Annotated in this window: 14 protein-coding genes; 10 read left to right on the top strand and 4 right to left on the bottom strand. The window is 72.3% G+C overall.

Translation table 11 applies throughout. From position 1 onward, the window contains the following. Nucleotides 1-111: 111 nt before the first annotated feature. The 5 genes from ACFYZ4_RS03245 (at nt 112) to ACFYZ4_RS03225 (ending at nt 8,458) form a co-directional block, all read left to right on the top strand. Nucleotides 112-2,880 carry an NHLP bacteriocin export ABC transporter permease/ATPase subunit gene (locus tag ACFYZ4_RS03245; RefSeq protein WP_390782915.1) on the top strand — a complete coding sequence of 923 codons (2,769 nt, stop codon included), beginning with the start codon at nt 112-114 and terminating at the stop codon, nt 2,878-2,880. A gap of 142 nt (nt 2,881-3,022) precedes the next feature. Then, complete coding sequence (locus ACFYZ4_RS03240; protein ID WP_384346166.1) at nt 3,023-3,796, top strand: maleylpyruvate isomerase family mycothiol-dependent enzyme; 774 nt, start codon at nt 3,023-3,025, stop codon at nt 3,794-3,796. A gap of 135 nt (nt 3,797-3,931) precedes the next feature. Further along, nucleotides 3,932-5,221 carry a cation:proton antiporter gene (locus tag ACFYZ4_RS03235; protein WP_384346169.1) on the top strand — a complete coding sequence of 430 codons (1,290 nt, stop codon included), beginning with the start codon at nt 3,932-3,934 and terminating at the stop codon, nt 5,219-5,221. Nucleotides 5,222-5,279: 58 nt separating this feature from the next. Further along, nucleotides 5,280-6,632, top strand: a complete 1,353-nt coding sequence (locus tag ACFYZ4_RS03230) for a diacylglycerol/lipid kinase family protein (protein ID WP_390782840.1) — start codon at nt 5,280-5,282, stop codon at nt 6,630-6,632. A gap of 215 nt (nt 6,633-6,847) precedes the next feature. Then, nucleotides 6,848-8,458, top strand: coding sequence for an alpha/beta hydrolase (locus ACFYZ4_RS03225; protein ID WP_351292466.1), 1,611 nt, complete (start codon nt 6,848-6,850; stop codon nt 8,456-8,458). A gap of 27 nt (nt 8,459-8,485) precedes the next feature. Here ACFYZ4_RS03225 and ACFYZ4_RS03220 read toward each other — a convergent pair whose 3' ends face one another. The 4 genes from ACFYZ4_RS03220 to ACFYZ4_RS03205 form a co-directional block, all read right to left on the bottom strand. After that, nucleotides 8,486-8,851 carry a hypothetical protein gene (locus ACFYZ4_RS03220; RefSeq protein WP_390782839.1) on the bottom strand — a complete coding sequence of 122 codons (366 nt, stop codon included), beginning with the start codon at nt 8,849-8,851 and terminating at the stop codon, nt 8,486-8,488. A 127-nt stretch (nt 8,852-8,978) separates the two neighbouring features. Beyond that, nucleotides 8,979-10,826: a serine/threonine-protein kinase gene (locus tag ACFYZ4_RS03215; protein ID WP_390782838.1), complete on the bottom strand. Its 1,848-nt coding sequence runs from the start codon at nt 10,824-10,826 to the stop codon at nt 8,979-8,981. 116 nt (nt 10,827-10,942) lie between these two features. Beyond that, on the bottom strand, nt 10,943-11,320 hold the full coding sequence (locus ACFYZ4_RS03210) for an FKBP-type peptidyl-prolyl cis-trans isomerase (protein WP_351292460.1): 378 nt from the start codon (nt 11,318-11,320) through the stop codon (nt 10,943-10,945). Between the two features lie 80 nt (nt 11,321-11,400). Beyond that, nucleotides 11,401-12,300: an alpha/beta hydrolase gene (locus ACFYZ4_RS03205; RefSeq protein ID WP_351292458.1), complete on the bottom strand. Its 900-nt coding sequence runs from the start codon at nt 12,298-12,300 to the stop codon at nt 11,401-11,403. Nucleotides 12,301-12,646: 346 nt separating this feature from the next. Here ACFYZ4_RS03205 and ACFYZ4_RS03200 point away from each other — a divergent pair, with 346 nt between their 5' ends. From ACFYZ4_RS03200 to ACFYZ4_RS03180, 5 genes are read left to right on the top strand one after another with little or no spacing between them, the layout of a single operon-like run. Beyond that, a complete protein-coding gene (locus ACFYZ4_RS03200; protein WP_390782837.1) occupies nt 12,647-12,901 on the top strand; it encodes an acyl carrier protein in 255 nt (84 codons plus the stop codon). After that, a complete protein-coding gene (locus tag ACFYZ4_RS03195; protein WP_351292454.1) occupies nt 12,898-14,121 on the top strand; it encodes a beta-ketoacyl-[acyl-carrier-protein] synthase family protein in 1,224 nt (407 codons plus the stop codon). The genes ACFYZ4_RS03200 and ACFYZ4_RS03195 overlap by 4 nt, the downstream gene beginning before the upstream one ends. 34 nt (nt 14,122-14,155) lie before the next feature. Further along, nucleotides 14,156-15,445: a cytochrome P450 gene (locus tag ACFYZ4_RS03190; RefSeq protein ID WP_351292452.1), complete on the top strand. Its 1,290-nt coding sequence runs from the start codon at nt 14,156-14,158 to the stop codon at nt 15,443-15,445. After that, entirely contained in the window at nt 15,442-16,257 is an 816-nt protein-coding gene (locus ACFYZ4_RS03185; RefSeq protein ID WP_351292450.1) for an SDR family NAD(P)-dependent oxidoreductase, read from the top strand. The genes ACFYZ4_RS03190 and ACFYZ4_RS03185 overlap by 4 nt, the downstream gene beginning before the upstream one ends. A gap of 56 nt (nt 16,258-16,313) precedes the next feature. Then, nucleotides 16,314-17,531, top strand: a complete 1,218-nt coding sequence (locus ACFYZ4_RS03180; protein ID WP_351292448.1) for a macrolide family glycosyltransferase — start codon at nt 16,314-16,316, stop codon at nt 17,529-17,531. The last annotated feature ends 11 nt before the right edge of the window (nt 17,532-17,542 follow it).

Raw genomic sequence — 17,542 nt, 5'->3', positions numbered from 1 at the left:
GCACACCACGGCACCGTGGGCTTCACGGCGGGCACCGGGCCGTCGGGCGCCGGGCCGTCGGGCGCCGGGCCGTCGGGCGGGCCGGACCCGGTCGTCGCGGCCCTCGGCGGACTGGGCTCGCCCGTCGACTGCACGGGCCTGCGCAGCCTGGCCCTGGAGGGCCCGCTCGTCCTGTGGCTCGTCGTACAGGGTGAGCTGGACCTGTTCGCCGTCGACGCGGCGCAGGCCGGCCACTGGCACTTCCTGGGCCGGCTGGAGCCGGGCACACTGCTGCTGGGTCCGGCCGAGGGGCCCGACCACACCCTCGTCGGCCGTCCCCTGGAGGGGTGTTGGCTGCGCCGCATCGAACTGCGGGAGCTGTACCGCCCGGAGTACGGCGACCAGTTCCACGTCGACCACGGGGCCGCCGACGGCGGGTGGCTGAGCCCCCTGGAGGACGCCTTCGCGCGCGGTGTCGGCCGCGGCCTGCGCGTGCTCTACCAGGCCCCGCTCGACGGCAGCGCCACCACCGGGCACGGTGGTGCCGACGACGACATCCTGTGGATGCAGATCACCCCGGGCAGCGTCCAGTACGGGGCCGTGTACGAGGCGGAGGCGGTGGGCACCCTCCTCGTCGACGCGGCGATGTGGCAGGGCATGGTCGACCAGCAGCACCGGCTGCTGTACGCCCTCGACGGCTGGATCGAACAGCTCGAGCGCACGCACGAGGACCGCACCGCGGCCGGCATCGAGGCGGGCCGGGCGGCGCGCACCCAGGCGGACCGCACGCTGCTGGCCTCCATCGTCCGCTCCGGCCGCCACCCCCACCGGAGCGGCAGCGTCGACGCGACCTTCGCCGTGTGCCGTACGGTCGCCGCCGCGGCCCGCATCACCCTGTCCGAGCCGGGCGGGGCCGGCGCCGCGTCCGAGCAGCTGGATCCCGTCGAACGCATCGCGCTCGCCTCGCGGATCCGCACCCGGGTGGTCAGGCTCGGCGGGCGCTGGTGGCGGGAGAACAGCGGTCCGCTGGTCGGTCGGCGGGAGAAGGACGGCACGCCGGTCGCCCTGCTGTGGCGGCGCGGCGGCTACGAGGCGGTCGACCCCGCCACCGGCACGCGCGAGCGCATCTCGAAGACCAACGAAGCCGCCTTCGAACCGCACGGCGTGATGCTCTACCGCCCCCTGCCCGAGGGGCGGGTGGGTCTGGTGGCCCTGCTCCGCTTCAGCGTGCGCGGCACCGGCCCGGAGCTGCGCAGCCTCCTCCTGGGCGGGCTGGTCGCGGTGGTCCTCGGCGCCCTGGTGCCGATCGCCACCGGACAGGTCCTCGGCCGGTACGTCCCGCAGGCCGAGAACGGCCTCATCGTGCAGACCGGGATGGCCCTGATCGCGACCGCGATCGTCTCGGCCGCGTTCATGCTGCTGCAGAACACCTCGCTCCTGCGCATGGAGGGCCGCATCGAGGCCACCCTGCAGCCGGCCGTGTGGGACCGGCTGCTGCGGCTGCCGGCGACGTTCTTCGCCGGCCGCTCCACCGGCGAACTGGCCGGCGCGGCCATGGGCATCAGCGCGATGCGCCGCGTGCTGTCCGGCATCGGCCCGGTCTGCGTCCAGGCGGGCGCGGTCGGCACGGTGAACCTCGTGCTGCTCCTCGTCTACAGCGTGCCGCTGGCGATGGCCGCGCTCGCCATGCTGGTCGTCATCGCGGGGGTCTTCCTGGGCCTGGGGCTGTGGCAGCTGCGCTACGAGCGCCGGCTGATCAAGCTCGGCCACCGGCTCGGCAACCAGGCCTTCCAGACCCTGCGCGGCCTGCCCAAACTGCGCGTGGCCGCCGCCGAGAGCTTCGCGTACGCGGCCTGGGCACGCGAGTTCGCCCGTACCCGCGACCTGCACCAGCGCACCGGCCGGATCCAGAACGTCATCACGGTCCTGGGCGCCGTCTACCTGCCGCTGTGCACGCTGGTGATGTTCGTCCTGCTGGCCGGACCGGCCCGCGGCGCCATGTCCGCCGGCGAGTTCCTGACCTTCAGCACCGCGCTGACGATGCTGCTGTCGTCGGTCACGCAGCTGACCGGTGCGCTGATCTCGGCGGCCGCCGTGCTGCCGATGTTCGAGCAGATCAAACCGGTCCTGCGGGAGCTGCCCGAGGTGGGCGGCTCCAGTACCCGGCCGGGGGAGCTGACCGGCGCCATCGAGGCCAAGAGCCTGTCGTACCGCTACGCCGACGACGGCCCGCTCGTCCTCGACGACGTCGACTTCCGCATCCGTCCGGGGGAGTTCGTCGCGATCGTCGGCGCCAGTGGCTGTGGCAAGTCGACGCTGCTGCGGCTGCTCATCGGCTTCGACAAGCCCCTCGCCGGCAGCGTGCTCTACGACGGCCAGGACCTGGCCGCGCTCGACCAGACGGCCGTGCGCCGCCAGTGCGGTGTCGTCCTGCAGAACGCCCAGCCCTTCACCGGCTCGATCCTCGACTGCATCTGCGGCGCCGGGACGTTCTCGCCGGAGGAGGCGTGGGAGGCCGCCGCGATGGCGGGCCTGGCGGAGGACATCAAGGCCATGCCGATGGGCATGCACACCATGCTGTCCGACGGCGGCGGCACCGTCTCGGGCGGCCAGCGCCAACGGCTGATGATCGCCCAGGCCCTCATCCGCAAGCCGCGCATCCTGTTCTTCGACGAGGCGACCAGCGCGCTGGACAACGAGGCCCAGCGCGTGGTCATCGAATCCACCCGTGCCCTGCACGCCACCCGCATCGTGATCGCCCACCGCCTCAGCACGATCATGGACGCCGACCGCGTGATCGCCATGAAGGACGGCCGCGTCGTCCAGCAGGGCCCACCGGCCGAGCTGCTCGCCGACACGGCCGGCCTCTTCCACGACCTGGTCCGCCGCCAACTGCGCTGACCGCTCGCGCGGGCGCAGGCGAGAAAATTGACATCCTCAACGGTTGAGAATTACCGTCGTTTATTACTTGAGGACGTAAAACATCCATTCTCTCAATCATTGCCGCCGCCTGGGGCGGCACCAGCAGAGGAAGGGCACGGACATGAACCCCGCCCAGCACGGAGCGGCCGTCGCAGCCGAGACCGCCGCATTCGTCGCCGCGGTCGAGGCGGCCGACCTCTCCACCCCCGTGCCGACCTGCCCCGGCTGGACCCTAGAAGACCTCACGCGGCACGTCGGCAGCGTGCACCGCTGGTTCACCGAGCTGCTGCGCCGGCGCATCCAGCAGCCGCCGACCAGCCGTGAGGTGGACCTGCGGCTGCCGGAGCAGCCCGACGGCCTGCCCGACTGGCTGGCCGCGAGCGCGGCGGAGGCCGCCGAGGTGTTCGCCGCCACCGACCCGGACGCACCGATGTGGGCCTGGGGAGTCGACCAGCACGCCCGGTTCTGGGTCCGGCGCATGCTCTTCGAGACCCTCGTCCACCGGGTCGACGCCCAACTCGCCCTCGGGCTCCCGCCGCACATCGACCGCGCACTCGCGGTCGACGGCATCGACGAGTTCCTGACCAACCTGCCGTTCGCGTTCCCCTTCGCGCCGCTGACCGCCCAACTGCGCGCCCCTGACCGGACCATTCGGTTCAGCTGCACGGACGGCGAAGGCGACGGTGACGGCGACTGGCTGGTCCGCCTGCGCCCCGACGGCTTCGCCCTGGTGACCGACCAGGCCGAGCCCCTCGCGGCGGACGCCACCGTCCGGGGAACCGCCGCCGACCTCCTGCTCCTCCTCTACGGCCGCCTCGACCGCCGCAGCGACGCCTTCCGGCTGCTCGGCGACCAGGACCTCCTCACCCACTGGTTCGCCCACTCCGCCTTCTAGGCCCGGTCCTGGCGATCCGGCGCCCCGCGAGGCCCGTCACGCGGCGTGTCCCGGCCCACGTCGGTCCGTCACGCTCCGCCGACCTGTAGGAACGAGGTCACGGTTGGTCCGGCGGGTGGATCTGGAGGGCTGTTCATGAGCGGTGGCGCCTGGACCGTCGCGGCGGCGGCGACCGTCACGGCCGCGTACGCACTCGGCTCGCGCAGGCTGTCCATCACGCCCGTGTCGTCGGCGATCGTGTTCGTCGGCGCCGGCGTTCTCCTCGGGCCCGCCGTGCTGGACATCGTCAACCTGGGGGACGACGCCGCACCGATCGTGGCCCTCCTCGAGACCACGCTGACGCTCGTGCTGTTCACCGATGCCCTGTCCGTGCGCAGACAGGACCTCCGGACCGGCGGCTTCCTGCCCGGGCGGCTGCTGGGCATCGGACTGCCCCTGAGCATCGGCGCGGGCTGGCTCCTCGCCTGGCCCCTGCTGCCGGGGCTGACCATGTGGGAGCTCGCACTGCTCGGAGCCATCCTCGCCCCGACCGACGCCGCCCTCGGAAAGACCGCCATGACCCACCCCCGGGTACCGGCGCTCGTACGGGACGGGCTGAACGTCGAGAGCGGCCTCAACGACGGCATGGTGCTGCCCTTCTTCATCCTCTTCCTCGCGGCCATCCCCGGCACCCACTACGCGCAGGAGGGCGTCACGGGCGTCTTCTGGCGCGCCCTGGTGCTGAGCACCGCCATCGGCTTGCTGGTCGGGTGGCTGGGAGGCCGGCTGCTGCAGTGGTCCCGGGCCCGGGGGTGGGTCGCGGGGGAGTGGTGGCAGGTCTACCCGCTGGCCGTCGCGGCAGCGGCGTACGAACTCGCCTTCGTGACGGACGGCAGCGGGTTCATCGCCGCCTGGGTGGCCGGCTTCGCCTGCGGGTACGCCCTGCGCCGCTACCCGGTCGGCGAAGAGCCGGGGGACGTCCACCGCACGGCCGAGTTCACCGAGACCCTCGGAGGGCTCCTGGCGGCGATCAGCCTCCTCGTCTTCGGGGCGGTGCTGCTCGGCCCCACCCTCGAACACCTCAGCTGGCGGATCTGCCTCTACGCGGTGCTGAGCCTCACCGTCGTCAGGATGCTGCCGGTGGTCCTCTCCCTCGCCGGGAGCGGACTGCGGCCCGGCACGGTGGCGTACATCGGCTGGTTCGGGCCACGCGGTCTCGCGTCCGTGGTGCTGGCGCTGCTCGTGGTGGAGGACCACGTTCCGGGGGTGGACCTCCTGGGGCGGGTGGTCGCGATCACCGTCGGCCTCAGCGTCCTCCTGCACGGCGTCTCGGCCGTACCCCTCGCCGAGCGCTACGGCCGCTGGTACGAGAAGGCCGCGGCCGCCTCCCCCGGTCTGCGCGAGGGCGCCCCGGGCGGACGTGCTGCGCAAGGTGAGCGCCCGTAGCCTGAAGAGGAGATCGAATGTCCTGTCCGGCAGCCGTGGAGCGGCGGGAGGTTGCCCCATGAGCAGGCGCTGGGCCGCGCGACTGGCCTTGGCGGCGGGCGCGGCGGCGATCGCGGTGCTGGTGGTCTTCGCCGGGCTCGGCAGCCTCCTGCTCATGGTCGTGGGGTGGGCGGGGCTCGTGCTCACGGCGGCCGGCGGGTGGTGGCTGCTCACCCACACCGGCTGGATCAGGGCACTGGCCGCACTGCTCGCGATCGCCGCGCCGCTCGGAGTCCTGATCCTCTACACGGCGGCCGGGCTGCTGTGGGTCGTGCTGCTCTCGCTCGCCCTGTGGGCGCTGGCCGTGTCCGCGGGCAGGGCCGCGCTGGTCGACGACACCCCGCCCGGCATGCCGGAGCACTCCGCCGGCCGGGTCGAACGGCCGTTCCTGATCATGAACCCGCGCTCGGGCGGCGGGAAGGTCGAGAAGTTCCAGCTGGCGGAGCGCGCCCGGGCCCTGGGCGCCGAGGTCGTCGTGCTGGATCCGGCCCGGCACCAGGACGTGGCCGAGCTGGCGCGGAAGGCCGTACGGGACGGCGCCGACCTGCTCGGCGTCGCGGGCGGCGACGGCACACAGGCCCTGGTCGCCGGTGTGGCCATGGAGCACGACCTTCCCTTCATAGTGATCAGCGCCGGCACCCGCAACCACTTCGCCATGGATCTGGGCCTGGACCGGCAGGACCCCTCCACGTGCCTGGAGGCACTCACCGACGGCGTCGAACTGCGCATCGATGTCGGCTACCTCCACGCGGGAGAGCCCGAGGGCCGGAGCGCGGAGCGGAGCGCGGGGCGCGTCTTCCTCAACAACGCCTCGTTCGGCGTGTACGCGGAGGTCGTGCAGAGTCCCGCCTACCGCGACGACAAGGCCCGCACCATCCTGGAGATGCTGCCGGATCTGCTGACCCACCACAGCGGCGCACGGCTGACCGTCCGTGCCGGTTCGCTGACCAAGGACAGTCCCCAGGCCGTCCTCGTGAGCAACAACCCCTACGAGAGGGGCGACTCGGCCGGACTGGGACGCCGAGGGCGGCTGGACTCCGGCGAGCTGGGAGTGCTGTGCGTCGGTGTCGGCAACGCCGCCGAAGCCACGGAACTCCTGCTGCGCGGCGGGCAGGGCCGCGGGCTGACCGAGGCCACCGCCCGCGAGGTCGTCGTCGACGCCGACGCTCCCGTCATCCCGGTCGGCGTCGACGGCGAGGCCCTGACGCTGCCCACTCCGGTGCGCTGTCGCATCGAGTCCGGCGCCCTGCGCGTGCGCGTGCCCCGCCACCGGCCCGGCGTCCCGCACACCGCGCCCCCGATGAACTGGCGCCGGGTACGACGGCTGGCCCTGACGATGGGGCGGACCGCGGCAGGACACGGGGCCGCCTGACCGGCGGCGGGCCGTCCGACCGGCGGTCCGGCCACCCCTCTCGTCGCTCCAAGTGCGTGCGTACGGTCCACCGAGTAGCGTCGAGAGCGAGCATTCCGCCCCTACCGCTGCCCCCGGAATCGGCCCATGGGTGGTCCCGCAGTCCCCTTGCGCGCAGCGCGTGCCGACCTCGTCCCTCGCTCGTTCCCGTCATCCCGAAGTGACCGGGAGGCCAGATGACACGCCGGCAAGCACCCGGTCGCCGCCGCACCGTACGACGACTCCAGGCCACGTCGGCCGCCATGGCGACGGGTGTCCTCGTCACCGGTCTGCTCGCGGCGCCCGCCGGGGCACAGGCCCGGACCGACGCCACCACCGGCCCCGGAGCGCCGATCGGTACGGTCGCGCGGACGGTGGGCGACGCCCGCTTCGAGCCGGGCCCCTGCCCGAAGACGCCGGAACCGATCGAGGAGCTGGAAGGGGCCCGCTGCGGCACGCTCACCGTGCCCGAGAACCGCGCCGAGTCGACGGGCAAGATGATCAGACTCGGTGTCGCGATCGTGCCCGCCGCGTCCGACACCCCGAAGCCCGACCCCATCGTGTGGCTCGCGGGCGGACCCGGAGACGACGCCGTGGGGGAGGCGAAGATGGCGATCGACGGCGGCCTGAACCGCGACCGTGACGTGATCTTCATGTCCCAGCGCGGTACGTACTCGGCGGATCCGACGCTCCTCTGCCCCAACATCGACGAGTTCAACGCACGAGCGGTCGGCCTCGTCTCCGACGCCCCGTCCACCGAACGCCTGCACGTCGAGGCCACGAAGGCCTGCCGCGACCGACTGGCGGCCCGCGGGATCGACCTCGGCGCCTACAACGACACCGAGAGCGCCGCCGACTACGAGGACCTGCGCACCGCGCTGGGCCTCAAGCAGTGGAACCTGTTCGGGATCTCCTACGGCACCCACCTGGCGCTGGTCTACATGCGCCTGCACCCCGAGGGGCTGCGCTCGGTCGGCCTCGACGGCATACTGCCGCCGTCCACGTCCGGGTCGGCCGCGACCTGGAGCAGCGCCCGGCAGGGCTTCGACGGCCTGTTCAAGGCCTGCGCGGAGCAGCCGGCGTGCAACAAGCGCTATCCGAACCTGTCCGCCACCTTCGACCGGCTCGTCCGCGAACTCGAAGCCAAGCCGGTCACCACCACCGTCACGCTCCCCGGCAGCGACAAGCCGGTGAAGGTCGTCCTGGACGGCGGCGCCCTGGTGAACTGGATGACCTCAGCCACCCACGTGGCGCCCCAGGTTCCCGCCGCCCTCGACGAGCTGGCGCACGGCAAGCCGCAGCGGATCGCCCGGCAGTTGGCGGGCGGCAAGCTCAGCCCCCAGGCCATGGGACGGGTCGCGCACGGGCTCGTCTACGGCGTCTTCTGCAGCGAGTGGACACCGTACGAGAGCCAGGAGCAGGCGCTGCGGGGCGGCCAGAAAGCCTTTCCGTCGTACCCCCGCTCGGTACAGGCCCAGGCTCCGCAGCTCACCTTCCTCCGTCCGGACTGCGCCGCCTGGGACGTCCCCGCGGCGGCGCCCTCGATCCGGGACGCCACGAGCGGGGACATCCCGACCCTCGCCCTGTCGGGCGGGTTCGACTCCCAGACCGGGGCGGACAACGGGCCGTACGTCGCCCGTACGCTGAGCAAGGCCAAGGTCGTCACGGTCCCGTACGAGCCGCACGTGGTGTTCGCCACCTCGAAGTGCGCCCAGGAGATCTCCGTCTCGTTCTTCGACGACCCGGCCGCGCCGAAGACCGCGTGCCTCGACAGCCTGAAGGCGCCCGAGTTCGAGATCGGGCCCTGAGCCGCCCGCGGCCCACGCCCTCAGAGCTCAGGCGGACCTGCGGCGCAGAGCCCGGCGGACCCCGTACAGGACGACGAGCAGCACGACGACCACGAGCACGACGATCAAGAGCTTCTTGAACAGGCCGCTCTTCTTCTTGCTCTTCTTCTTGCCCTTCTTGGTCCCGGTGGTGGCCCGGACCTGGGACGACGTCGGTGCCTGGAGACCGGTGGCCACGCCGGCGCCGGCGAGGTGACCGCCCTGCGGCAGCGCCGCGGCGGCGGCAGGAGCCTGCCGGACGGCCGGAGCGGCGGCCGAGGCGGTTGCCGCAGGACCCAGGAGCATCCCGGCGAGCACGAAGAGCGGGATGATGGCCGCCGCGACCGTCGGGCGCCTCTTCGGATTGCTGTTCATTGTCACTGTCTCCCCTGTTCTCCCCTGCCCGAGCCGGGCCCGGTGGGATCCGGACGGCCGGGACGTGAAGGCATCGTCGACGAGTTCGACCGCCCCGGCAAGGACTGGGCAGCAGGCAGACGATTCCTCAGTTCTTGGCCGCGGCCTCGGCATTGCGCCAGACCGTCAGGTCGACGGTGATGAAGGCGGTCTCGTTCTTCGCGCCCGACCTGCCGCGGAAGGTCGCCAGCGTGATGTGGCCGGCCTTGCTCAGCACGCAGACCTGTGACCCGTCCGTGAGCTGGTCGAGGCCGATCTTCTCGGTGAAGCGGGTCACGGCGCGGCAGGTCTCCAGGGAGCCCTTCTCGGAGTTGTTGAGCAGGACGAGCTTGCCGTTCGTGGTGCCGAACTTCTCGTCCCCGAACAGGGTGTCCCGGTAGTAGAAGAGGTCGGCGTGCCCGTAGAGCACCCCGGCGCCGGTCGGCTCCTCGGCCGGGCGCGGCGGATTGTCGGCGAACATCAGCTCGTGGTTCTGGGGCACGTCGATGCCCTGGTATGAGACCGGCTGCGGGTCGGGCCGCTGCTGCGAGGCGCTGCCGCCGCCCGACGCCTTGTCGCCCCCGTCCTTGCCGGTGCCGTCCGGCAGCATGGACCCGATGACCGCGAGCCCGATGACCGCGGCCGCCACCGCCCCGATGACGATCAGCGCCGTCCGCTTGGGGCGCGGCGCGGTGGGCGGGCCGGTGACGAAGCCCGGGGGGTGGAACGGCACGTGCGTGCTGTGGCCCGGGGCGTACGAGGGCTGCGTGTACGGGGGTTGGCTGTACTGCTGCTGGTTGTACTGCGGCTGGGGGTACGGGGCCTGCGCGTGCGGGGCCGGCGTCGGGTATCCCGGCGGCACGGCCCCCGCGGCCGGAGCCGTCTGCGTCGGCGCGGCGGCCACACCGGTCGGGATGTGTCCGGGCGCGGCGGCGGGTGCCGCGGGCGCACCCGCGGCCGGTGACTGCGGCGAGACCTCGGTCGGAGTCGGAGTCGGAGCCGGAGTCGGCGCGGCCGTCGGCGGCTGCGGCGGCGGGGTGGGCGCCGGCGCGGGCAGCTGCAGCCGCTCGGTGATGGAACCGGCGACGGCCTGCGGCAGCCAGTCCTCGCCCTGGCGGAGCGGGGTCTCCGAGGCCGCGTTGCACAGCTCGATGACCTCGGTCAGGGTCGGGCGGTCGGCCGGATCGCGACTGAGGCAGCGGGTCACCACCGGCCGCAACTCCTCGGGCAGGGCGCTGAGGTCGGGGTCCTCGTGCACGATCCGGTAGAGCACCGCGTGCGAGGGCCCGTCGCCGAACACGGAGGACCCGATCGCGGTGAAGGCCGCGATCTGCCCGAGGGCGAAGACGTCGGTGGCCGGGGTGATCGTGCCGGCCGAAGCCTGTTCGGGCGCCATGAACGCCGGGGTGCCGACGCTGACACCGGTACTGGTCAGAGCGGTGGAGTCGGCGGCCCGGGCGATCCCGAAGTCGATGACGCGCGGGCCGTCGGAGGCGAGCAGCACGTTGGCGGGCTTCAGGTCCCGGTGGACGATGCCCGCACCGTGGATGACGTGCAGTGCCTCGGCGACCCCGACGGTCAGCAGCAGCACGCTGCGCACCGGCAGCGCGCCGTGCCGGGCGACGGCGTGGGCGAGCGAGGGACCGGGTACGTACGCCGTGGCCAGCCAGGGTTGGGGGCCCTCGGTGTCCGAGTCGATGACCGGCGCGGTGTAGAGCCCCTGGACCCGCTCCGCGGCCCGCACTTCCTGTTGGAAGCGCCGCCGGAACTCGGGGTCCTCGCTGAACTCGGGCCGGATCACCTTGATGGCGATGGGCCGACCGCCCGGCGTGTAGGAGAGGTAGACCTTGCCCATGCCGCCCGCGCCCAGCACGGCCGCCAGGCGGTAGCCGCCCACGACGGGCGGGTCGTCCGCCTTGAGCGGCTGGAAGAAGTCGGCGGAAGGTGCGCTGCCCATGGGATCCATCTCTGATTGCGGCCGTTCAGCACCTGCCGGCGCCCCGAAGTCAACCGAGAGCGTACCCAATCCACTTCGTTCCGACAGAGCGAGGCCAGGGGCGAATCGGCCCTTCCTCAGACCACGGAGAGCAGGTCCACCACGAAGACGAGCGTGGAACCCGCCGGGATCAACGGCGAGGGGGACTGGTTGCCGTAGCCGAGGCGCGGGGGAATGACGATCTCGCGCCGACCGCCGACCTTCATCCCCCTGAGCCCCCGGTCCCAGCCCTTGATGACCCTGCCGCCCCCCACGGCGAACTTGAACGGCTCGCCCCGGTCCCAGGAGGCGTCGAACTCCACTCCGGACTCGAAGGTGACCCCGACGTAGTGAACCCGGACCACCCTGCCCGGCTTCGCCTCGGGCCCGTCCCCGACGACGAGATCCCGGACGGTCAGCTCCTCGGGAGCATCACCCTCCGGAACTTCGATCACGGGCTTCGTCAGTTCACTCATCGCCGCCTCATCGCTCTCCGCCGGAGTCCCTCGTACAGACCGGCCGGGCGCACGGTCACTCCATGCGGTAGACGATCACGCTACCCGCTCAACGCGGTCCGGGGCCGCGGGAAGTGCTCCAGCGCGGCGAGGTAGGGCGCGTCGTCCAGGGCCTCGCCGAGGAGGAACCTGCGGGTCAGGTCGAGGTGGTCCCGGGCGCGGGTGAGGAAGACCCAGTGGTCGGCTTCCCGGATGGTGGCGAACACCGCGTCGGACGACATGGCGGCCAGCGCCCGGCAGTCGGCGGGACGGACGGCGACGTCGTGTTCACCGGTGACGGCCAGGAGCGGGACCGACAGCCCGGTGGGCTGCGGTGCGTTGCAGACCAATTGCAGGCACCGGGCCCACACGTCGATGTGGGTGTCGTCCGAACTGCGGAAGAGGTCGGTGAGGATCCAGCGCAGGGTCTCCCGTCCGCGTACCGGCAGTTCGGGGTCGAGGCACAGCAGACGGGAGACGACCTCGTCCACCAGTTCCTGCCGGGTGGCACCCTTCGCGCGGGCCACCAGGCCGGCCGGGGTGGTGCCGTCGACGAGGACCGGGGGGTGTCCGCTGGCGCCGGTCAGCACGACGCGTTCGGTGCGCCCGGGATGGCGTTGGGCGAAGCGATAGGCGATCTCTCCGCCGTGGGAGGTCCCGCAGACGTTGACCCGAGCGAGGCCGAGCTCGTCCAGCACGACGGCGAGGCCGTCCGCGAGGTCGCCGATCGTGCTGTCCGGGGGTAGCGTTCCCGGGCCGGACAGTCCGGCGATGCGTACGCCCACGAGGTCCGCGAGCGGCAGGAGCGCTTCGTTCTGGGGGTGGATGGTCGCCTCGCCCTCAGCCCGCGCGCGGACGAAGAGGACGGGCGGGATGCGCGGTTCGGCACACGTACGGGCATCGACTTCGAAGACCAGCGGTCCACTGCGGATCGTGCGGATGCTGACGTCGCGTCGCTCCATCGGGGTACGTTCCTCCTGCGCTCGTGGCGGACTGCCGCAGTGGCCGGCGCCTCTCCGCAGCGGTCGTCGAAGGGCCTTTGTAGCAGCGCTCCCCGGTGCGCACGGAGCTTGATCATCCGGATGGGTGACGCGCCTCGGCCGACTGCCGACCCTCGCCGTCCCCATGGGCCGATGCGCGCACGGGGAGGCGGGCCGCGGCAGACGTCAACACCGGACAATCGGGGAATACGGCACGTTTCCCCGTCGTGAGTCGATCGTTGATCATGCCGAAAGGTTCGTGGTGTGACGCCGCCCCCTGTGGGCGGCGAGCGCCCTCGAACCGGCACCCAACGGGAGGCGAACCACGGTGAGCACTGTCTACGACGCACTGCTCGGCATTCTGGACGAGACGTTCCGCGTCGAGCCGGAGATGATCCGCGCCGACGCGACCCTGGACGAGTTGGAGCTGGATTCCCTGGCGGTGGCGGAGCTCGCCGCCATCATCCAGGAGCAGTTCGGGGTCAAGGTCAGCGGCCGTGACGTGGGCAAGGGCACCACGCTCGACGAGCTGGCCGCACTGATCGCCTCCGAGGAGGCACCCGCGCCGATCGCGGGCCGATGAGCGCTCCGGACATCGCGGTCACCGGACTGGGGATGCTCACCCCGGCCGGCGCGGGGACGGACGCCACATGGCGCCGGGTGTGCGAGGGCGGCTCCACCGTCGCGGCGACGAGCCCGGCGCTGGTCGGCATGCCGGTGGACTTCTGCGCCTCCGTCGGTGAGATCGACATCGGCGTGGTGGGGCGCCGGAACGTCTACCGGCAGGACCGGTTCGTGCAGTTCGTGCTGGTGGCCGCGCACGAGGCACTGGCCGACGCCGGTCTGACAGCGGCGGAATGGGACGCCGACCGGGTGGGCGTGGTGATCGGGTGCGGCATGGGCGGCGTCGCCACCTGGGAGAAGCAGCACGCCCGGCTCCTCGGGCACGGGCCCGAGCGGGTCTCACCGTTGCTGATCCCGATGATGACGCCGAACTCCGCCGCCGGTGAGCTCGCCCTGGCCTTCGGGGCGAGAGGTCCGGGCTCCGTCGTGTGCACGGCCTGCGCGTCCGGTGCGACGGCCATCGCAGTGGCTCGCGACCTGCTCGCCTCCGGCCGGTGCGACATCGTCATCGCGGGCGGAACGGAAGCCGCGATCACTCCGTTGACGGTCGCGGCTTTCGCCAACCTCGGGACGCTGTCGCAGCGGCGGGGGAACCCGGGGGCCGCGTCGCGGCCCTTCGACATCGACCGGGACGGATTCGTGATGTCCGAGGGGGCGGCGGTACTCGTGCTCGAGAGGGCCGAGCACGCCGTCGCCCGCGGCCGGCGCCCCAGCGTCCTGCTGGCCGGATGCGGCGCCGCGTCCGACGCCCACCACGCCACGGCGGCACACCCCGAGGGCAGAGGGGCGCGGCAGGCCCTGCGGTCGGCACTGCGCGATGCGGACCTCGTGGCGGGGGACGTCGACCACGTCAACGCCCACGGCACGTCGACGGTGTTGAACGACGAGGTCGAAGCAGCCGTCATCGGCGACCTGCTGCCGCACGGACCGCAGGTCACCTCCACCAAGGGCGTACTCGGGCACATGCTGGGTGCGGCCGGCGCGGTCGAAGCGGCGCTGACGGTGCTGGCGATCCAGCAGTCGACCGTCCCGCCCACGGCGAATCTGGAGAGCCCCGGTCCCGGCGGGGAGCTGAACCTCGTCTCCAAGACCGCCTCGCGCCTGCCGGTGCGCGCGGCTCTGTCCAACTCCTTCGGCTTCGGAGGCCACAACGTCGTCCTGGCCTTCCGCCACGCATAGCAACGCTTCCCCTGCCACAGGAGGTCCGTCGCCCATGGGCACCGCCACCACGCACCTGGCCGCGCCGCCCGCCCCGCGCGGCATCATCCGGCGGTTGCAGTCGCGCCAGGGGCGCGAGGACCCTTTCCCGCTGTTCGAGGAGGTCCGCCAGGCCGGACCGGTGGTCAGCCTGGGACCGAGCTCGCTCCTGGTCACCGGATACGGCGAGTGCCTCCAGGTCCTGACCGACCGGGTCTGGCAGGTCCCCGACCGTGACTGGCGCACCGCCCGCGGTCTGGACACCGACAGCCCCGGTTCACAGATCCTGGCAACCCTGCCACGTCTCAACCCTCCCCGCCACGGACAGATGCGTCGGCTGCAGTCCGGCCCGTTCACGGCCACTGCCCTGGAACGGCTGCGTCCCACCGTCCGGAGGCTCGTACGCACCCACCTCGACGAGTTGGACGCCCAGCTGTCCCGCTGCGGCCGCGTGGACTTCGTCGAAACAGTGGCCCGGGCGCTGCCGATCGCCGTCATGTCCGTGATCCTCGGACTGCCCGCAGCAGACCGGGACCTCCTCGCCCGGTACAGCATCGCGACCGCCGCGTTGACCGAACCATTCGCCACGCCCGAGCAGACGGCGGCCGCGGACGCGGCAGCCGCCGATTTCCACGCCTACGTCATGGCCCTGCTCGACGAGCGGGCCCGCACTCCCGGCGACGACCTGCTGTCCCGGTGGCTGACGCAAGCACACGGGGGATCCGGCACCGTGTCCCGGGACGAGCTGGCCGCCCATGTCGTCTTCCTGGTCGGCGCCGGCGCCGAAACCACCTCGTCCCTGTTCGCCACCGCCCTCCAGGCCCTGGAAAGACATCCTGATCAGGCGCGTTGGCTGGCCGCTCATCCGGAAGCCATGCCCCAGGCCATCGAGGAACTCACCCGCTGGGATCCGTCCGTGCAGAACGCCGTCCGCGTTCCCGCGCAGGACACCCACCTGGCCGGGATTCCCGTACCCGCCGGGACCCTTGTCCACGCGCTGATCGCGGCCGCCAACCGAGACCCCGCGCACTTCCCCCGCCCTGATGCCCTGGACTTCCGGCGCCGCCCACAGCGCAGTCTCAACTTCGGGGCCGGGATCCACTACTGCCTCGGAGCACCCCTCGCGCGGATGAACGCCTCCGAATTCCTCCCCGAACTCCTGCACCGCTTCCCCGCCTTGCGAACCGTGGGGCCGGCGGCTCGTCCCCCGGGGCTCAATCTGCGCACGTTCCTGACCCTCCCCGTCACCCGCACATCCCCGGACGCCGAAGTCGACCGCGCGGCCGCGAGGAACGGAGCGGCATGAAGATCCTGAAGGATCGTGTGGCGGTCATCACCGGCGGGGCGAGTGGCATCGGACTGGCACTGGCCGAGAGGTTCCTCGGCGAGGGGATGCGCGTGGTCGTCGCGGACAACGACCATGGCGCCCTGGAGCGTGCCGAGGCCTCACTCGCGCCGATCGGGCCGGTCCTGGCCGTCCCTGCGGACGTGGCGAACGCGGCTTCGGTCGAAGCCCTCCGGGATGCCGCGGTCGATCGGTTCGGCGCGGTCCACGTCCTGTGCAACAACGCGGGTGTGGGCGGGCTGCAACGGTTCGCGCATACCGCACCCGCCACCTGGGAGTGGACCCTGGGCGTCAACCTGCAGGGTGTCATCTTCGGTTGCAGCCTCTTCCTGCCCGTGCTCGCCGCTCAGGAGGAGGCCTACATCGTCAACACGGCGTCCATGGCCGGATTCCTGGCCGCCCCCTACCTGGGCCCGTACTGCGCCTCGAAGGCCGCCGTGATCGCCCTGTCGGAGTCCATGAGCGCCGAGTTCGCGACGGAGTTCCCCCACGTGGGTGTGGCGGTGTTGTGCCCCGCCTACACCGCCACCAACATCCGCCACGACGAACGCAACGCCCCCGCAGGCCATGTGATCCGGTCCCGGTCCGATCCGGACCTCGACGAACGCCGACAGGCGGGCTACCGCGAGATCGAAGCCGGCATTTCCCCCGCCGAGGTCGCCGAGGTCGTGGTCCGCGGCATGGCAGAACGCCGAACGCACCTGTTTCCCCAGCCGCGATGGGTCCGCCGCTTCGAGCAGCGCGCCGCTGCCATCGCCGCACGCCTCGACTGAACCGGCCGAGGCCTGCACCTCTTTGGACCACCACCGCCGAAGCAATCGGAGGAACCATGCCATCCGTCCTTGCGTCCACCGAGGCGTCGACGCCCGCGCTCCCCACCGGGGGCGGCCGGCACATCGCCGTGATCAATGCGCCACAGCCGGGACACGTCAATCCCACGCTGGCCGTCGTGACCGAGCTGGTCGCCCGGGGCCACCGGGTCAGCTATGCGATCACCGAGGAATTCGCGCCCCAGGTGAAGGAAGCGGGAGCGGACGTCGTCACCTACCGCCTTCCGGGCGACAGCCTCGAACCGACGGAGAACCTGACGGCCGGGGCAACGGAAGCGATGCAGCAGAACATGCGCGCCCTGCCCGAGCTGGCGGCAGCCTTCGGCGACGACACACCGGATCTCGTCCTGTACGACCTGGCCGCCGCCGCGGGGAGACTGCTCGCCGCGCACTGGCGCGTTCCCGCGATGCTCCTCGCTCCGACCCACCTGCCGTACGAGGGTGTCCTGCCGGAGATGTACGGGGTGCCGGACCTGGATCACATCCCCGGGGCCGACCTGCTCAGGATGGTGCTCGCGGCCCGTGGAGTGCGGGAGTCGCTGGAGGAGCTGATCCTCGCGCCTCGCCACGCCGTGGCCTTCTTTCCCCGGGCCTTCCAGCGCAAGCCCGACACCGTCACGGCCGAGTCCGTCACGTACGCGGGGCCGGCGCTGGGCAATCGCTCGTACCAGGGGAGTTGGAGCGCCCCGAAGGACGGGCGCCCGGTCCTCTTCGTTTCGCTCGGCACGCAGTTCACCCGGCGCCCCGAGTTCTACCGGGCGTGCATCGAGGCGTTCGCGGACACCGACCTGCACGTCGTGATGACCGTCGGACACGGCGTCGACCCGGCCGGCCTCGGACCCGTGCCGAAGACGATGGAGATCCACACCCGAGTGCCCCAGCTCGACGTGCTCGCCCGCGCGGCGGCGTTCGTCACGCACGGCGGCATGGGCAGCGTCATGGAAGCACTGGCCCATGGAGTGCCGCTCGTCGTCGTCCCGCAGATGGCGGAACAGCAGACCAACGCCCACCAGGTCGAGCGCCTCTCGCTCGGCCTGCACCTGCCCCGTGAGCAGGCCACCCCCCAGGCACTGCGCGCATCGGTGCAGCGCGTCACCACCGACCAGGACATCGCCCGAGCCGTCGCCGAGTTCCGTCGGACGATCGACGAGGCGGGTGGGGCGATTGCCGCGGCGGACGCCATCGAGCGGGCCCTGACGCCCGAACCGGCGCCCTGACGGGAGGCCGG

Source organism: Streptomyces sp. NPDC001513 (genome assembly GCF_042894695.1).
GTDB lineage: Bacteria > Actinomycetota > Actinomycetes > Streptomycetales > Streptomycetaceae > Streptomyces.
The sequence above is the reverse complement of the archived record's forward strand: the minus strand, read 5'-3'. Positions and strand labels throughout refer to the sequence as shown.